Annotated in this window: 13 protein-coding genes and 1 pseudogene; 6 read left to right on the top strand and 8 right to left on the bottom strand. The window is 62.9% G+C overall.

Translation table 11 applies throughout. The features are described from left to right. Window positions 1–4: 4 nt before the first annotated feature. Together AABE10_RS30170 and AABE10_RS30175 are read right to left on the bottom strand one after the other, a co-directional pair. A complete protein-coding gene (locus AABE10_RS30170; RefSeq protein ID WP_342936814.1) occupies window positions 5–1,369 on the bottom strand; it encodes a sensor histidine kinase in 1,365 nt (454 codons plus the stop codon). An 817-nt stretch (window positions 1,370–2,186) separates the two neighbouring features. Further along, window positions 2,187–2,297: pseudogene (locus AABE10_RS30175) on the bottom strand (IS110 family transposase); the annotation flags it as partial. Between the two features lie 307 nt (window positions 2,298–2,604). On the opposite strand from AABE10_RS30175, the gene AABE10_RS30180 reads away from it, so the two are divergent. Next, window positions 2,605–3,363: a glucose 1-dehydrogenase gene (locus tag AABE10_RS30180; RefSeq protein WP_342936815.1), complete on the top strand. Its 759-nt coding sequence runs from the start codon at window positions 2,605–2,607 to the stop codon at window positions 3,361–3,363. 34 nt (window positions 3,364–3,397) lie between these two features. Here AABE10_RS30180 and AABE10_RS30185 read toward each other — a convergent pair whose 3' ends face one another. After that, window positions 3,398–4,285: a LysR substrate-binding domain-containing protein gene (locus AABE10_RS30185; protein ID WP_342936816.1), complete on the bottom strand. Its 888-nt coding sequence runs from the start codon at window positions 4,283–4,285 to the stop codon at window positions 3,398–3,400. Between the two features lie 287 nt (window positions 4,286–4,572). Here AABE10_RS30185 and AABE10_RS30190 point away from each other — a divergent pair, with 287 nt between their 5' ends. Together AABE10_RS30190 and AABE10_RS30195 are read left to right on the top strand one after the other, a co-directional pair. Next, a complete protein-coding gene (locus tag AABE10_RS30190; protein WP_342936817.1) occupies window positions 4,573–5,850 on the top strand; it encodes a ribulose-bisphosphate carboxylase large subunit family protein in 1,278 nt (425 codons plus the stop codon). Window positions 5,851–5,858: 8 nt separating this feature from the next. After that, on the top strand, window positions 5,859–7,268 hold the full coding sequence (locus tag AABE10_RS30195; protein WP_342936818.1) for a four-carbon acid sugar kinase family protein: 1,410 nt from the start codon (window positions 5,859–5,861) through the stop codon (window positions 7,266–7,268). A 151-nt stretch (window positions 7,269–7,419) separates the two neighbouring features. Here the strand turns inward: AABE10_RS30195 and AABE10_RS30200 are convergent, their stop codons facing one another. From AABE10_RS30200 to AABE10_RS30215, 4 genes are all read right to left on the bottom strand, one after another. Next, window positions 7,420–9,252 (bottom strand): TRAP transporter large permease subunit, encoded by a 1,833-nt coding sequence (locus AABE10_RS30200; protein ID WP_342936894.1) that lies wholly within the window; start codon window positions 9,250–9,252, stop codon window positions 7,420–7,422. 65 nt (window positions 9,253–9,317) lie between these two features. Beyond that, window positions 9,318–10,349, bottom strand: a complete 1,032-nt coding sequence (locus tag AABE10_RS30205; protein ID WP_342936819.1) for a TRAP transporter substrate-binding protein — start codon at window positions 10,347–10,349, stop codon at window positions 9,318–9,320. A gap of 111 nt (window positions 10,350–10,460) precedes the next feature. Then, window positions 10,461–11,573 carry a zinc-binding dehydrogenase gene (locus AABE10_RS30210; protein ID WP_342936820.1) on the bottom strand — a complete coding sequence of 371 codons (1,113 nt, stop codon included), beginning with the start codon at window positions 11,571–11,573 and terminating at the stop codon, window positions 10,461–10,463. Between the two features lie 59 nt (window positions 11,574–11,632). Continuing rightward, window positions 11,633–13,078, bottom strand: coding sequence for an aldehyde dehydrogenase family protein (locus AABE10_RS30215; protein WP_342936821.1), 1,446 nt, complete (start codon window positions 13,076–13,078; stop codon window positions 11,633–11,635). Between the two features lie 174 nt (window positions 13,079–13,252). Here AABE10_RS30215 and AABE10_RS30220 point away from each other — a divergent pair, with 174 nt between their 5' ends. The 3 genes from AABE10_RS30220 (at window position 13,253) to AABE10_RS30230 (ending at window position 16,435) form a co-directional block, all read left to right on the top strand. Continuing rightward, window positions 13,253–14,164: a LysR substrate-binding domain-containing protein gene (locus AABE10_RS30220; RefSeq protein WP_342936822.1), complete on the top strand. Its 912-nt coding sequence runs from the start codon at window positions 13,253–13,255 to the stop codon at window positions 14,162–14,164. Window positions 14,165–14,339: 175 nt separating this feature from the next. Further along, window positions 14,340–15,497 (top strand): CaiB/BaiF CoA-transferase family protein, encoded by a 1,158-nt coding sequence (locus tag AABE10_RS30225; RefSeq protein WP_342936823.1) that lies wholly within the window; start codon window positions 14,340–14,342, stop codon window positions 15,495–15,497. Beyond that, window positions 15,494–16,435, top strand: a complete 942-nt coding sequence (locus AABE10_RS30230; protein ID WP_342936824.1) for a CoA ester lyase — start codon at window positions 15,494–15,496, stop codon at window positions 16,433–16,435. The genes AABE10_RS30225 and AABE10_RS30230 overlap by 4 nt, the downstream gene beginning before the upstream one ends. A gap of 51 nt (window positions 16,436–16,486) precedes the next feature. Here AABE10_RS30230 and AABE10_RS30235 read toward each other — a convergent pair whose 3' ends face one another. Beyond that, a complete protein-coding gene (locus AABE10_RS30235) occupies window positions 16,487–17,266 on the bottom strand; it encodes an SDR family NAD(P)-dependent oxidoreductase (protein ID WP_342936825.1) in 780 nt (259 codons plus the stop codon). Window positions 17,267–17,875: the final 609 nt, after the last annotated feature.

Raw genomic sequence — 17,875 nt, forward strand, 5'->3', positions numbered from 1 at the left:
ATCCTCAACTGCGCCATGCGGGCATTCGCACGGTAACGACAAGACCCTTGTAATCCTGGCCGTGCCCCAGCGTGACCGCACCGCCGTGCAACTGCGCAATCTCTCGCACAATCGACAGACCAAGGCCTGTTCCTGCGACATGCGTCGCGCCGCGATAGAAACGCTCGAACGCATGTGCGCGCGCTTCGGCGGGAATTCCGGGACCGTTGTCGACGACCTGTAGCACGGCGCCGTCGCCTTCGCAGGTGCAACGCGCCGTCACCTGGCCGCCCTCCTGCGTATAGCGGATCGCGTTATCGATGAGATTCGCGACGAGCGCATGCAACAGATTCGCGTTGCCTTCAACGTGCACGTCGTCCGCAAGCTCTGCTCCGAGATCGATGCCACGGCGATGTGCGGCCACGACAAGTTCTTCGAGAACCGATGCGACCACTGCGGACAGGTCAGCCCGCGTATGGGCATGCGACGGTGCAGCTTCTGCCTGTGCCAACAGCAATAGCTGATTCGTCATGTCCGTCATCTTCTGCGTGCTGCGCCGCATGCCGTCGAGCGCAGCGGCAACCTCGAGATCGCGGTGTTCGCGCAGGGTGGCATACTGGATCTGCGTATCGAGCAGCGTCAACGGCGTGCGTAATTGATGCGCGGCGTCCGCGATAAACTGGCGCTGCCTCGCCGTATGGACCTTGAGCTGCGCAATGCATTGATTGATTGCATCGACGATGGGACGCAGTTCCCACGGCAGCCCTTCGGCGCGCATTGGTTCGATTTGCATTGGCTCGCGATCGGTTACGTCGTTCTTGAGCTTCATCAACGGACGCAACTCGACGGTCAAGCCAAGCGGCACCAGCGCCGCTACGAGGGCAAGCATCAGGCATTCGCGGAGAAAATGCGGGCGCCAAAGCTGTTCGACCATTGCGTGACGCGAAGCCTGTGTCTTGCCGACCACGACCGTGACGGGCTCGACCTTGCCGGAGTCGTACAGCTGACGCGTGTAAGCGACCACTCTGATGGCATGTCCGTCTAACGTCGAATCGTAAAAGACGGACTGCGCCGATTCTTGCAACGGCAATGCAAGATCCGGATTGCCGCCGAGCAGTTGATTTCCTGCGGAAATCTTGTAGAACACCTGATCCTGATACGGCGACTCGAATATTTCCAGTGCAGCGGGCGGAACATCGGCGTTCAGCCGGCCTTCGACCCAATCGATATCTTCGCCAATCGTGCGCGCGGACGAAAGCAACAACGCATCCTGAACCACAGTGGCAGTACTGCTGGCCGAGTCGTATGAAATGAGCGCAGTCGCCACGACGAATGCGGCTAACGGCATGACCAACCACAACAGCAATCGCGCGCGCAAACTCAGCGTCAATCTGAACTCCCGGTTTCATTCATCGATGCGCACCGCTGAATATCGTGCGTGTCCGCGTCTATGGCGCGATTCTACGAGGTACAACCCTTCTCATTACTTTCGCTGCATGTCGACTTTTGTACGGGATTTCCACTATTACGACGCTTCTCTTGGTGCGCGCAGACGCGCGCGAGAGGCTTGCACCATTTCGATCAGGTGATTTCTGAAGAACACCTTAAAGCATCGAAATACGAGTCAAAACTACCCGTGCTTTTTTATTCGGCGGCGGCGTGGCGAGCGCAATAATGCGCGACCGGCATCAACCTGCTTTGATGCCGGTCGGAAACTGGCGTCGGCGAATGGGGCATCTCCTGTCATGTACGAGTCTTCCCCACCCGAACCGGCCGGCTTGTGCCCGAATGCGACATAGGAGTTAGCGGTTGAACGGCAACCAGCTTGATTTCATAGATTGCTGACGGCGGCGGCATTCAACAGCCGAACGCACTACACAGATGAAGCAGTCATTTGCACCTCCCGCACTCGAATTTGGGCGTGCCGTCGCTCTACGTCTGCCACAACGACAAAGGGAGCCCGGTACCAATGCACTCGTTGCAAATAGTGAATAGCGCTAGTGGTATTCAGGGGCCAACACCGTAGACCGAATTAATCTATGGTCCGTCCCATTCTCGGAACCACGATTTTTGATCGTGATTGCAGGCTCGCGTAAATCTGTCCGGCGTCGATAGTGGGAAACCCGTCGGGTGCTACGTGAAAAAGAACGCCGGGTGTTCAGTCCAGACCGATCGTTGCGCCTGCTTCATGCGTTGTGTGGTGGCCCGATGCCGAGCAAGCGGGCCTTCCCACCGGTACTGTACTGACCGAGAACGAGACCTTCCGACGCCGCGAAATCGCGGCCGCAACTGTACTGCTTACCGTCGCCAATCTCCGCATCAGCGCCTATACCCGGGCGTTCTTCCTCCCCAAACAGCAGATCCTTGAATTTGCGCCGATATTTATCGGGGCAGTTCGCAAAGCCGCATGTATTCGACATCGCTGTAGCCGGAAAACTGCGCGGAAATCAAGGCGACCCCGCAACGGGCAGCTGGCTGACAACAGTGAGTTTTTCTCCGCATCTCAGGAAAACATTTCGTTTGATGGTAGCCCTGCACGCGCCATATATTTTCGCGGGAGCCCGCACATAGCGCGCATACGATTCACCGCGACGGACGGCCGTCGCCTTACCAGAAGGCAGAAGAATGAACAATGAGACACCTGTGGCGATCGTCACCGGCGCCGCGAGCGGCATCGGCGAAGCGAGCGCCGTGCTGCTTGCCGACCGCGATCATCGCGTCGCGATAGCCGACCTGCGCGAAGAACCCGCGGCGGCGGTGGCCGAAAAGATTCGCGCTCGTGGCGGCGACGCCATCGCCGTCAAGGTCGATGTCGCCGACGAAGCGAGCGTCAAGGCGATGATGGAAACCGTGATCGACCGTTGGGGCCGTCTCGACGTGCTCGTGAACAGCGCGGGACTCGAAAGCGCCAAGCCCTTCCTCGACATCACGCTGGAAGAATTTCATCGTGTGATCGAAGTGAACACGACGGGCACCTGGCTATGCTGCCAGCACGCGATCGCTCGCATGCTCGAACGGAAACGCGGCGCTATCGTCAATCTGAGTTCGATTGCCGGGCAGAAAGGCGGCGGCATGCTCGGCACCGCGGCCTACGCCACGTCGAAGGGCGCGGTCATCGCGATGACGAAGTCGCTCGCGAAAGAGTTTGCGAAGTCGGGCATCCGCGTGAATGCAGTCGCGCCCGCCTTTACGCTCACCGACTTCGTGCGCCGGCAACTCGACACCAAGCCGCCCGGCTTCATCGACACGATCTATGCCGCGACGCCGATGGGCCGAGGCGCGCAACCGGAAGAAATCGCCGCGGTGATCGCGTTTCTGGCTTCACCGGAAGCATCGTTCGTGACGGGGCACGTCTACAACGCCGACGGCGGCACCGCGATCTGAACTCGCGGTGCGCGGATCACGCCGCGCGAATCATCTAGAGCGCTTTGCCTTCGGCTTGTGCAAACTCGTCCTTCAACCATTCGACGAGCGCAATGGTTTGCGGTCGTGCTTCGAGATGCGGTGCGACCCACAGCACGAGCTTGCGCGGCCCGGGCACGAAGCCGAACGGCGCGACGAGCGCGCCTGAGTCCAGTTCGTCGCGCACCATCATGCGCGGCACGGCGGCCACGCCGAGCCCGCATTTCGCGGCCTGAATCAGCAGGTAGAAGTGCTCGAACGACTCGGCGAGGGGCGGACGGCGCGCCGCCGTATGCCCCGCCGCCACGTACCAGTCGTCCCACGCGACAGGACGCGTGTTGGTCGCCAGCAGCCGCGTGCGCTCCAGGTCGCCTACGTTGGTGATGCGCGTCGCGCGCATATACTCGGGCGCGCAGACCGGGCCGACCCATTCGTCGACGAGCGGATGCGGCTCGATCTCTCTTGGCGCCTTAATCGTGTTCAGCCGGATCGCGACGCTGATGTTGTCGCGCATGAAATCCACCTCGTCATAGCCCATGTTGAAGCTGACTTCAAGCGCGGGATGCTTGCGATGCAGCTTCGTGAGCCGCGGCAGCAGCCAGTACATCATGATCGACGCGGAGCACGACAACGTGAGCGGACCGGGCCTCACCTGCTCGACGCTCGTCTGGATCAGATTGAACGCACGCGACAATCCATCGGCGAGCCGCGCGCCTTCGGGTGTCGGCTCCGTCGAATGCGCGTTGCGCAACAGCAGCAGCACCCCGAGGTTGTCTTCAAGCGAGCGAATGTGACGGCTGATCGCGCCGTGCGTGACAGAAAGCTCTTGCGCAGCGTCTCCGAAGCTGCGCAAACGCGCGGTGGCTTCGAACGCGCGCAATGCATTGAGTGAAGGGCGGGGCACGCGCAGATTTCCTCGCTAGAGAGCGCTCGCGCGGTGATGCGCAAGCGCCAGCGTTAAACGGCAGAGAACCGGATAGAGGACCGCGACGATGCGGCGCTATTGTGAGTTTTTCGCATCGCCCGCTGAAATCATATCGTTTGAAGCTTTGGACGGTCAATCTTATAGTCCGTGAACCGGGGACATGCGGCCTTCTCGCGTGCCCGCGCCGCATATCGCGCATATCGGAGACGCGCGGCGCGCTTATTCGCTCTTCCCCCTTCGCGCACAGCAAAACAACGAGCCACAACATGCCCAACTCTTCTCACTCACGCGCGGAATTCACGGCGCGCTATTTCGTCGAAAGTTCGGTTCCGGTCGCGAAGGCCGCCGAGGTCATCGCGGGCGAGCAGTCGAGCGGCACTTTCCTCGCACTGCCCGGCGAAACAGAAGCGCTCAAGGAGCGCGCGCGGGCTCGCGTGCTCAAGGTCGAATCGTTGCCGCCCGCGCTCGACGCATCGCTGCACAGCGCATTCGTCGAGCGCAGGGAGCCGGCGGAGATCTTCTATCGCGGCGAGATCGAGATCGGGTTTCCTGTCGACAACGTTGGCGCGAATCTGCAGCAGCTTCTCGCCACCGTCGCGGGCAATCTGTTCGAACTCGGCGAAATAACAGGCTTGCGCCTGCTCGACATCCAGTTGCCGGAGCATCACGCAGAGCGCTTTGCTGGGCCGCGCTTCGGGATCGAAGGAACACGGCGTGTCGCGCGGGTACATGGGCGTCCGCTGATCGGCACGATCATCAAGCCAAGCATCGGATTGCTGCCCGATCAGACCGCGCAGATCGTCGACGACCTGTGCGCCGCCGATATCGACTTCATCAAGGACGACGAGTTGCTCGCCGATCCCGCTTACGCGAGCTTCGATGCACGGCTCGCCGCCGTCATGCCCGTGCTTCACCGGCACGCGGACCGGATAGGCCGCATGCCGATGTACGCAATCAACATTTCGGGGACCATCGACGAAATGCTGCGCCGTCACGATCAGGTCCTCGATGCAGGCGGCAATTGCGTGATGGTGAGCGTGAACTGGGTGGGCTTTTCCGGCGTCGAGCATCTTCGCCGGCACACGCAATTGCCCATCCACGGACATCGCAACGGCTGGGGCGCGCTGACGCGCTGCCCTCAGCTCGGCTTCTCGTTTGCCGCGTATCAGAAGCTGTGGCGTCTTGCCGGCATCGATCATCTGCACGTGAACGGCATTCGCAGCAAGTTCTGGGAACCCGACGCGTCCGTACTCGATTCAGCGCGCGCCTGCCTCGCGCCTTTCGCCGGTGTCGAACCGCTGATGCCGGTGTTCTCGTCCGGGCAATGGGCCTCGCAGGCACCCGATATGTTCGCCGCGTTGCGCACCGTCGACCTGATGCATCTCGCGGGCGGCGGTATCATCGGCCATCCGCAAGGCATCGCGGCAGGCGTCGCAAGCATGCGCGAAGCGTGGGAGGCAGCCGTCGAAGGCATCGATCTCGACACCTACGCGCGCACGCGCCCCGCACTGCGCGCCGCACTCTCCCACTTCAACGCGATCTGATCGAGACGATGAACGACGCTCCGCTGAACGCGCCACCTTCGCTGCGCCTCGCCTTTTACGGCGACGACTTCACGGGGTCCACCGATGCTCTCGAAGTACTCGCTTTTGCAGGCCTGCGCTGCGCCCTCTTCCTGAAGCCGCCGACGCGTGCGCAACTGGCGAGCCACGACGGCTTCGACGCGATCGGCGTGGCGGGCGACAGCCGCGCGATGACACCCGCCGAAATGGACGCGGCGCTGCCTCCTGTCTTCACGGCGCTGCGCGAACTGCGCGCGCCGATTCTCCACTACAAGGTCTGCTCGACGTTCGACAGCTCGGCGACCATCGGCAGTATCGGACGCGTGATGGAAATCGCGCGCCAGCATGTCACGCAACATACGATTCCGATCATCGCGGGCACGCCTGCGTTACAGCGCTTCTGCGTGTTCGGCAATCTGTTCGCGCGCTCGGGCACCGATGGCCGCATCTACCGGATCGACCGCCATCCGATTATGAGCGCGCATCCCGTCACGCCGATGGACGAAGGCGACCTGCTACGGCATCTCGCGCGCCAGACCGAGCTGCCGATGGCCGGTTTCTTTCTACCGGGCTTCGAAGGCGATCGCGGCGCAGTCGATGCGGCGTGGCAACGCGCGTTGGCCGTCGAGCCCGCCGGCCTGCTGCTCGACACGGCGACACATGCGCATCTGACGGAAGTCGGGCGTCTGCTCGAACGCGAGGCGCAACGTCGCGCGCCTCTATTCGCGGTCGGCTCTTCCGGGCTCGAATATGCGTTGTCGCAATGGTGGACAGCGAGCGGACAGTTGCCCTCTGTTCGTCCTTCGTATGACCGCATCGAACCCGTCTCGCAGATTCTCGTGCTGTCGGGCAGCGCGTCGCCATTGTCCGCTGCGCAAATCGACGCGGCGATTGCGGCGGGTTTCGTCGAGATCGCAATCGATGCGCGCGCCCTGCTCGACGAGCGCGACTGGAAGCAGGCCTTTGCGCAGATCGTCGCGCGTACTGTCGCCGCGCTTCGAGATGGACGCAGCGTCGTCATGCATACCGCGCGCGGTCCGCAAGATCCGCGCATCGCTGCAATGCTCGATGCGCTCGCGGCGGGCGGCATGAGTCACGACGAAGCACGGCATCGCGGCGGACGTCTGCTGGGTCAACGGCTGGGCGCCATTGCGCAAGCCGTGCTCGAAGCGGTGCGGTTGCGGCGACTGGTCCTTTCCGGCGGCGATACGTCGAGCCAGGTCACGCAGGTGCTCGGCCCCGACGCCCTCGAAATCGACGCACGACTGACGCCGGGTGCGCCGCTCTGTCGCGTGATGTCGAACAAGCCGCATCTCAAGCAGTTGCAGGTCGCGCTCAAGGGCGGACAGATGGGCGACGCGAACCTGTTCCTGACCGCGCGAGACGGCAACACGCGTTAGTCGTCAGCGGGAGACGGCAAGCAAGAGGAAAAGGGCGGTGACTTTTCGTCACCGCCCTTTTTCGTTTTTTTCATGGCTCACCAGCGCTTGCGGATTGCGCGGCAAGAGAAAGTGCAAGCCCAATTGCAAATGCAACTGCAAGCGCACAGCGTCATGGCGCTTTCAGGAACCCGGTCGATATCCACGGCACGGCGGCGATCACGACGATGCCGATGAACAACGCGATCATGTAGCCGACGATCGGGTGAATGCCTTCGTCGGGATGAATCTTGCTGACCGCGCACGCACCGTAGTAGCCGACACCGAACGGCGGTGAGAACAGCCCCAGTCCCATCGACAGGATCACGACCATCGCATACTGCACCTCGTGGATGCCCACTTCGCGCGCAATCGGAAACAGCAGCGGCCCGAACAGCACGATCGCGGGAATGCCTTCGAGCACGCTGCCAAGCAGCACGAACATCACGACCGACACCGCCATGAAAGCGGCAGCGCCGCCCGGCAGGTGTTCCATGAATGCGGCCAGGCTGTGCGAGAAGCCGGATTGCGTGAGCGCCCACGCCATCGCCGTCGCGGTCCCGATGATGATCAGAATCGCACCCGACAGCGCAGCTGTTTCGACGAGCATCGGACCGATGCGCTTCCAGTCGAACTGACGGTAGATCAAGAGTCCCGCGAGCAGCGCGTAGACGATGCCGACCGTCGATACTTCAGTGGCCGTGGCAATGCCCTCGACGACCGCGAAGCGGATCACAACGGGCAGCGCGAGCGCCGGCACGGCGACCAGCAGCGCCCTGCCGACCTCCCGCAGCGGAGCGCGCGTCGCCGACGCGGGCTGCGCACGGCGCGCGCGCCACCAGACCAGCGCGCACAGCGCCAGCGCGAGCACGAAGCCCGGCAGCAGACCGCCCGTGAAGAGCGCCGAAATGGATACGCCCGTCACCGAGCCGATCGTGATAAGCACGATGCTGGGCGGCACGGTCTCGGTTTGCGCACCCGTCGCCGACAGCAACGCCACCAGTTCGCCCGGACGCTCGCCGCGCTTTTTCATCTCAGGAAACAGGATCGGCGCGACGGCGGCCATATCGGCCGCCTTCGAGCCCGAGATCCCCGAGATCAGGTACATCGCGCCGACCAGCACATATGACAGGCCGCCTCGGACATGCCCGAGCAACGACGCGAGAAAGCCGATCATCGCGCGCGCCATGCCCGTCATTTCGATCAGCAAGCCGAGGAAGATGAACATCGGCACCGCGAGCAGCAGCAGTTGCGACATGCCCTCGTCCATCCGGCTCACGACGATTTCCAGCGGCATCGACGTCGACAGCGACAGATACGAAAACACTGCGAGCCCGAACGAGAACGCGATCGGCATGCCGCTCAGCACGGTGAAGCCGACGACCCCGACGAAGAAGATCAGCAGGTTCAGATTGCCGAGCGACTGGAGTAGCGGACCGGCTGTGTCCAGCCCGACCACGACGGCCGCCGACACCACCACGCCGATCAATGCGGGCTTCCAGCCGATCGCCAGCAGCTTCACCACGCACATCAGCAGCATGCAGCTGACGCCGTAGACGATCGCGGCGACCCTCAGCCCGTCGTTGAATTCGAGCGCGGGCGTCACGATCATCCATTGCTGCTGGATATACGAATACGCGGGCGCCGCGATCAAACCAAGAAAGAGCAGGCTCGCGACGAGTGCAACCGTATCCCAGATCGGGCCCCACTCGCGGCCCGCGCGGTTGACGATGGCCGTCATCCGCATATGCGCGCCGCGATGCAGCGCCGTCGCCGCGCCCGTCATCGCGAGCCACAGGAACAGGATCGACGCCAGTTCGTCACCCCATACCAATGGCCTGTGAAGCACGTAGCGCGCGCATACGCCGCTAAAGAGCAGCACGATTTCCGCAAGCACGAGCAGCGCCGCCGGAATCGCGACGATCAACCCGAGCACGCGGTCGACGCGCGCGAGCCAGTCCGGCATCGACGGCAACGCGAGCACACGTCCGTCGTGCGGCGGCTGCGAGAAGTCTTCGGCGATGTGCGTTCTCATGCTAGCTTCCCGGTGACTTTTTCGAGCAGCGCCCACTCCTCTTCGCCGAAAAACTGCTTCTGCTCGGCGTAAAAGCCGGATTTGCGCAGCACGTCGCGGAACGCCGTCATATCCGGCGAGTTGATCACGAGTCCCTTGCCTTCCAGCGTCTTCTGCAGCGACGAATTCAGTTGCGCCACATCCTTGCGCTGCTGCAACGCGTACGAGTTGAGATTCTTCGACACGATGTCGCGGATGTTCGCTGGCAGCTTGTCCCACGCTGCGCGATTGCCGAGGAACCAGAAGCCGTCCCACATGTGGCTCGTCATCGAACAGTACTTCTGCACTTCGTACAGCTTTGCCGTATCGACGACGGCGAGCGCATTTTCCTGACCTTCGACGACCTTCGTTTGCAACGCGGAATACACCTCGTTGAAGCTGATCGAAGTAGGCGCGGCGGACAGCCCGCGAAAGAGCGAAATCCACAGGCGGCCAGGCGGCACGCGAATCTTCATCCCTTGCAGGTCTGCGGGCGTACTGATCGGCTTGGTGCTGCTGGTGATCTGCCGGAAGCCGTTGTCCCAAACCTTGTCCTGCACGACGAGACCCGCTTTCGTGATCAGGCCGCGCAGATGCGCGCCCAGTTCGCCGTCGAGCGCCGCGAATACCTGGTCGTAATCCTTGAACGCGAAGCCGACACCGGAGATGGCCGTCTTCGGCACGAGAGCGGAAAGCGCATTCGCGCCCGAGAGCGTAAAGAACTCTAACGCCCCAGCACGCAGTTGCGCGAACATGTCCGGATCGCCGCCGAGCTGATTGTTCGGAAACACGCGGATTTCCATGCGTCCGTCGGTTTCCTTTTTGATCGCGTTCGCGGCTTCCTGAATCCGCACGTTCAGCGGATGCGATGCGGGGAGATCGGTGCCGACCTTGTATGTGAACTCCGCTGCCTGCGCGCGGCGAATCCAGGGCGCGCCGAGCATGCCCGATGCGGCAACCGCCACTGAACCTGCACCCGTGACGAGAAAGTTGCGACGATTGATAGCCATCTGTTGTCTCCTTTTATGTTCTGCCGGATTGGTCCGGCATGATGTCCGCGCGTTGGAAATGCCCGGTGTGCCGCACCCGCCCATCCGTTCCGGCGAGCGAGCCGTCCATCGTCAATCGACTGTGATGACCGGCTTGATCTCTTCGAAATTCTTCATGCGCGTCAGCGCGACGTTCACCTCGTCGAGCGTATAGCGGCCAGAAATCATTTCGTGGAATGGAAACGCATGCTGATGCCGCTCGAGAAATTGCAGCGCGAGCGAATAGCTGCGCGCGTCGCCCGAGAACGAGCCGATCACCTGCAAGTTCTTCTTGACGATCATCGACGGCTGCATCGACGTGGCAGCCTCGCCAAGCTGGCCGACCACGAGATACCGCCCGCCTTTGCGCGCAAGGGCAAGGCCCTCGGCGAACGCAGCTGGCACGCCCGTGAACTCCATCACGATGTCGGCGCCGCGTCCTTCCGTATGCGACAGCACCTTGTCGAGCCGCTCGGCGGGCGTCGTGCCTTCGACGGGAATGCACACGTCCGCGCCAAAACGCTCCGCCATCTTGAGGCGCGGCTCCGGCGAACCCACCACGATGATCTTCTTCGCGCCGCGCACGCGCGCATTCGCCGTCGCCAGCAGGCCGAGCGGACCTGCGCCCTGGATCAGCACGGTCTCGGTCGGCTCGATGTCGCCGATCTGCGAGAAAGCATTCATCACCGAGCGCAGCGCGCAACTGGACAAACTCGCCAGCTCGTTCGGTACCGAATCCGGCACGCGCAGACGCCCCGCCTGCGGCAGGATATAGCCGTACTGCGAGAAGCCGCCGAGCAGATAGGGCGATTCCTCGATGTTCTCGTACATGTACGCGCGGCGGTTCGTGCATAGCGTCGGCTTGCGCGCCGTCGTGCAGAAGTAACAGCCGCCGCATGACGTGTGCGTGTAGACGACGCGATCGCCCACCTTCAGCGGCGTGCCCACCGAATCGGTGCTCACGCCCGCACCCGCGCGAATCACGCGGCCCACCATCTCGTGCCCGATGATCACAGGCAGATTCACCTTGAGCGACAGCGAGCCTTGCCACAAATGCACGTCCGTGCCGCAGATCGAGCACATCTCGATCTTGACGAGGGCTGCGTTGGGCTCGGTATCGCGCGGCACCGGGACTTCTTCGATTGCGAGAGGCGCCTTGAATTCGCGCAACACCGCAGCGCGGGAAAATTCAGGTACTGCCGTCATACGGACTGTCTCCTGATGATGTCCATTCGGATCATTGTCATTGGCGGTGTCGTGCGCGATCAGTCGTGACGCAGCACGATGGTCTTCGCTACCGTGTATTCCTTCAACGCTTCGAGGCCTTTCTCGCGGCCGTGGCCGCTGCGCTTCACGCCGCCGAACGGCAATTCGATGCCGCCGCCAGCGCCATAGTTGTTGATGAACACCTGCCCCACGCGCAGCTTCTTCGCGACTCGCATCTGACGCGCGCCGTTCTCCGTCCACAAGCCGGCGACGAGACCATAGGCCGTACCGTTCGCGATACGGATCGCGTCCGCTTCGTCTTCGAACGGAATCGCTGCGAGCACCGGCCCAAACACTTCTTCCTGCGCGAGTTCATGTGTGGTCGGAACCGGACCGAACAATGTCGGCAGCACGAAGTAGCCCGTCTTGACCGCGCTGCCGTCGAGCGAGCCTTGTGCGATCACTTCGATACCGTCAGCGCGCGCACGATCGAGAAAGCCCTGCACCTTCTTCGCCTGCGTGCTGTTGATCACCGGCCCGCACTGCAGATCGGCTGCGGGCGCGCCGACTCTCACGGCCGACATGCGCGCCTTGAGCATCGCAATGAAGCGCTCGTAGGCAGAGCGCTGGATCAACACGCGGCTGCCTGCCGAGCAGGTCTGCCCCGCGTTTTGCGTGATCACGCCGACGATGGTCTGCGCAGCGCGTTCGAGATCCGCGTCGTCGAACACGATCTGCGGCGACTTGCCGCCGAGTTCGAGCACGCAAGGCACGTGATTTTTAGCGGCCGCCGTCTGGATCAGCGTGCCGACTTCGGGCGAACCCGTGAAGGACAGGAAATCGACGTCAGGGTGCTGCGAAAGGGCCGCGCCCGCTTCTTCGCCTAATCCTGTGACCAGATTGAGCACGCCAGTGGGCACGCCCGCCTCGTGCGCAAGCGCAGCGAGACGGATGCAGCTCATGCTCGCGTCTTCTGCCGGTTTCAGTACGACCGTGTTGCCCGTGGCAAGCGCGGGCGCCACCGTGCGGCCGAACATCGACGCCGGGTAGTTCCACGGAATGATCAGTCCGCACACGCCGCGCGGCTCGCGCTGCACGGTGACCTGATAGCCGTCGAGAAAAGGCAGCACGTCGCCGAGTATCTTGTCGGCGGCACCCGCGTAGAACTCGAAGTAGCGCGCCGTCGCGCGGATGTCGGTGCGCGCCTGCGTGATCGGCTTGCCCGTGTCGCGCGCTTCCGTCTGCGCAAGCTCCTCGGCATTCGCGAGAATCAGATCGGAGAGCTTCGACATGATGCGGCCGCGTTCGAAACCCGCCATCGTCGCCCACGCCCCTTCCAGCGCGCGGCGTGCCGCGCCGACAGCACGCTCGACATCGGCCTTGTCGCCGCGCGAAATCGCGCTGAAGGTCTCGCCGTCAGTCGGCGAACGCACGTCGAGCGCGGCCGCCGAAGCGGCGCTGGTCCATACGCCGTCAATGAAAAGGGTTTGCGCCTCGAGTGGCATGCTGTGTCTCCTGTTCTGTTCAGTTCCGCGAATGTGATACCAGGCTCAGCAAGCGCAACGGCCTGGGCAAAAAAAGTATAGGGAGATCGATGTAACGGCAACAAATACGAATTGGCGATAGAGCATATAATCGTCGCCTATACCTCGTCGCGGCACATCAAGGAGACTCGGGCGATGGATATCCGGCAGATGCGTTATTTCGTGGCCTGCGTCGATGCGGGCAGTCTTTCGAAGGCGGCGCTCGCGTTGTCCGTTTCGCAGCCGTCGCTCAGCCAGCAAATCGCGGAAATGGAAGACGATCTGGGCGTGCCGCTGCTGTTGCGCAGCTATTCGGGCGTCGCGCCCACCGACGCCGGAACGACGCTGTATCGTCATGCCAGGTCCATCATCAAGCAGATCGAGCAGATGCGCGGCGACGTCAGACGCGGCGAGCATGCGCTCTCGGGCCAGGTCGCGATCGGCCTTCCGACCAGCGTTGCCTCGACGCTCGCCGTACCGTTGATCGAGCGGATGCGGGCGGCTCACCCCGGCATCCATTTGCAGATATTCGAAAGCATGAGCGGATACCTGAACGAACTGCTCGCGAATGGACGGCTCGACTTCGCGGTGCTGTTTCGTGAGACCGAAACGCGCGGCGTCTCCGCCGTTCCGCTTTTTCACGAGCGTCTTTGCGTGCACGGCGCGGCATGGATCGGCAATCCGCACGCGAAGTCCGTATCGCTCGAACTGATGTCGGGCGTACCGCTGGTGCTGCCCGGCAAATCGCACGGCCTGCGGCTGCTCGTCGAGCGCGCATTCGCCAGCGCGGGGCTGGATCTGAACGTCGTCGCCGACGTCGACTCGTTGCCCACGATGCTCGAACTCGCACGGCGCGGCGAAGTCGCGACGATTCTCTCGGGCTTCCTCAACATGGGCCGCAAGACGGATCTGCTCACTCGCTGCCTCGTGAAGCCGACGCTCGAACGCTCCGTAGCGCTGTGCCGGCTCAACGCCGTGCCGCAAACGGCCGCATCGCGCGCCGTGCAGGACTGCGTGCAGCAGATCGTCGAAGAGATCGCGCCCACGCTCTCGAACGAGCCGTCCTGACGACGGACCGTATGCTTCGTCGCGCTCGCAGGCGTCGTTTTCGACGGATATATTAGACATGCCTATACCCCGTAGTTCCAAACAGTATTTCCTCCTGAAGACCTTCGCGAGCTAGCATTTTTGTGCGACGGCAACGCTTGCCGTCATCGTGATCCGCACAATCAGGAGACAACGCATGTCCCTTCCGCTTTCGGGCATCACCGTGGTGTCGCTCGAACAGGCCATCGCCGCGCCGCTCGCTTCGCGCCATCTCGCCGACTGGGGCGCGCGCATCATGAAGATCGAACGTCCGGGCAGCGGCGACTTCTGCCGCGACTACGACAACGTGATGAACGGCATGTCGAGCCAGTTCGTCTGGACCAACCGCTCGAAGGAAAGCGTCGTGCTCGACATCAAGAGCGCCGATGGTGCAGCGGCACTCGACGCGCTGCTTGAAACAGCCGACGTCTTCCTGCAAAACCTCGCGCCCGGCGCCGCCGCGAAGCTCGGACTCGACGCACAGTCGCTCGTTGCGCGCCATCCGCGTCTCATCGCGTGCGATATCTCCGGCTATGGCAGCGGCGGCCCATACAGCAGCAAGAAGGCGTACGACTTGTTGGTCCAATGCGAATCCGGCTTTCTCGCGATCAACGGCAGCGAAGCCGAGCCCGCGAAATGCGGACTCGCCATTGCCGATATCGCGACGGGCATGTACACGCTCAATGGCGTGTTGATGGCGCTCTATCAGCGTGAGCGCACCGGGCGCGGCACGGCGTTCGAGGTCTCGCTGTTCGACTCGATGACGGAATGGATGAGCTATCCCGCCTACTATGCGACGGGCCGCGGCGAGCCGCTCAAGCGCAACGGCATGCGCCACGCGACGATCGCGCCATATGGCCCGTTTAGAACAGGTGACGGCCGCAGCATATTCTTCGGCATCCAGAATCAGCGGGAGTGGGTATCGTTCTGCGACGTCGTGCTCGGCGACAACGCAATCGCCACCGATCCGCGCTTTGCCACGAATCCCGAACGCCTTGCGAATCGCGACGCGCTTGAAGCGCTGATCGTCGCCCGCTTCGCGCAATGGGACAGTGACGAAGTACTGCGCCGCCTCGACACGGCCGCCATCGCGAACGCACGCATGAACTCGGTTGAGGAATTCGTCGATCATCCGCAGATTCGCGAACGCAAGCGAACGCGCGAAGTGCAATCGCCGACGGGCATGCAGACCATGTTTCTCCCCGCGATCACGATTGCAGGCGTCGAACCCGTGATGAATCCCGTGCCCGCAGTCGGCGAACATACGGAACGCGTGCTTGCCGAACTTGCAGCCCGCAAGAGGAGCGCCGCATGAACCGCGCCGCCAGCCGCCTGACGCGCACCGTGCTCGCGGTGCCCGCGCATCGAACGCGTCTCGTCGAATCCGCCGCGCGCTCGGCTGCGGATGCCGTGTTTCTGGATCTCGAAGATGCCGTGCCGGAGCAGGAAAAACGCGAGGCACTGCAATGCGCCCGTAGCGCGCTGCAAGATCTCGACTGGGGCGACAAGACGGTGTTAGTGCGTGTGAATGCATACGGCAGCCGTTTTATCGAAGATGAAGTGCGCACACTCGCGCCGCTCGCGCGGCTCGATTCGATACTGGTGCCGAAGTCGGAATGCCCCGCGCAGATCGCTGACATCGCGCGCTGGATCGACGCAGCCGAAGGCGCGGCCCGCGCCGCACCCCTCGAAATCGATTTGCTGATCGAGACCGCGCTCGGCCTCGTCATGGTCGAGATGCTGGCTCAGAGCGCGCCTCGCATCGCGGCACTGCATCTTGGCGTTGGCGATTTCGCGGGCTCGATCGGCGCGCGCAGCGCGGAAATCGGCGGCTCGCCGGACGGCTATCGCCACACGTCGCTCTCGCCGGACGCGCGCTATGTCGAAACACCGCTCGACCTGTTTGCCTATCCGATGATGCGCGTGCTGGTCGCCGCGCGCGCCTTCGGCTTGCGGGCGATCGACGGCCCATGCGGCGCATACCGCGACGCGACGCTGGCGCGGGCCTGGGCAGAAAAGGCAGCGGCACTTGGTTTCGACGGCAAGCAAGTGATTCACCCCTCACAAGTTGACGCAACGCGCGACGCGTTCACGCCATCGGCGGACGAACTCGCATTCGCAGCACGCGTCGTCGATGCGATGCGTCAAGCCGAGGCGGAAGGCAAAGGCGCCGTATCCGTCGACGGCAAGATGATCGACTACGCAAATCTGCGCATGGCGCAACGCATCCTGATGCTAGGCGGAGCAGGCTGACGAAGCACGCGCCTCGCGGCGTCGATACCGCGAGGCGCGCACCGCCTGTGCTCAAACCGCGCCCGCGCCCCACGCGAGGAAACCGCCATCCACGGGCAGCACCACGCCGTTCGTGTACGCAGCCTCTTCGGAAGCCAGATAACAGACAGCCGCTGCGATCTCCGATGTCTTGCCATAGCGCTTCATCGGAATCGCGCGCGAATACTCGTCGCGGAACTGGTCGGAATGCAGCGCCTTCGTCATCGGCGTGTCGATGGGTCCGGGCGCAATCGCATTCGCGGTGATGCCGTAGTCGCACAGTTCGACCGCCATCTGACGCGTCAGCGCGATTACCGCGCCTTTCGACGTACCGTACGCAGTGCGCCCTTTGCCGACCGCGCGCATGCCCGCCACGGATGCGATATTGACGATGCGGCCCCACCCGTTCCTGACCATCAGACGCGCCGCATGTTGCGCGCACAGCAGCGTGCCCGTGACGTTGACCTGCATCGTTTTGACGAAGACATCGAGCGGATAGTCGATGAACGGGACCAGCGTCGCTATTCCGGCGCAGTTGACGAGCACATCGCAACGTCCGTGCGTGCCGGCGATCGAATCGAACGCGGCGGCAATCGACTCGGGACTCGCGACGTCCATCTGCACAGCCGATACGGACAGCTCTTCGCGCCCGAACGTTGCCGCCGTCTCTTCGGCGGCGCCCTTGTTGATGTCTGCCAGCACGACGTGATAGCCGCGTCTCGCGAGCTGCTCCGCAGTGTCCGCACCTATGCCCATTGCACCACCCGTCACGACTGCCACGCGGCGTGCGCTGCTTTCGCTCGTCTGCTCCACGTTGTCTCCTGGTTGTCTGCGGCCCGCTCTTCACGACTGTGCTTCGAGCAACCTACGGCGGGCGGATTCGACAGGCGCTGCGCGCCATTATCGTGAGCAGATTATCGAAGACGCGTCGATGCGGCTCAATGGATATTAAGGCTGGTTATTGTGAGAAAAAGTCAACGCACTCGCACGGCTGTCATCGCCGTCTTGTGAAAGCACGGTTGCGATTTTCCGCGCGCCATCGCAATGGACACCGCAAGTCGAACGCCGCTGAAGCCACTTCCCGAGCGCGCCGCCGAGATGAGAGGTGTAGGTGTAGGCCCAGTTGACGACCCGGCCGCGACCGCCGCGCCGCGCGCGGTATCAGGCCAGTGGGAACAGCGTGCGGGTTATGTGCGAGTCGCGCAGTTTGAGCTACGATCTTTGCCGGAACGCGCCCACCGTCAGCGACTGGCTCGTAGAAAAAACGGGCAGCGCATTGTTTCCCACGTACTACGTGATGAGCGCGTGCGTGGTTGGGCCGCTCGCTCTGCACTTCGTCATCGAAACAAAACGATGTTCGCTGCGCGGAGCAGGATTGCCGGAGCAATCGCGATGATGTTTCCTAACGCCGTCCAAGCTCGT

The sequence above is a fragment of the Paraburkholderia diazotrophica genome (assembly GCF_038900755.1).
GTDB classification, from domain to species: Bacteria; Pseudomonadota; Gammaproteobacteria; order Burkholderiales; family Burkholderiaceae; genus Paraburkholderia; species Paraburkholderia diazotrophica_A.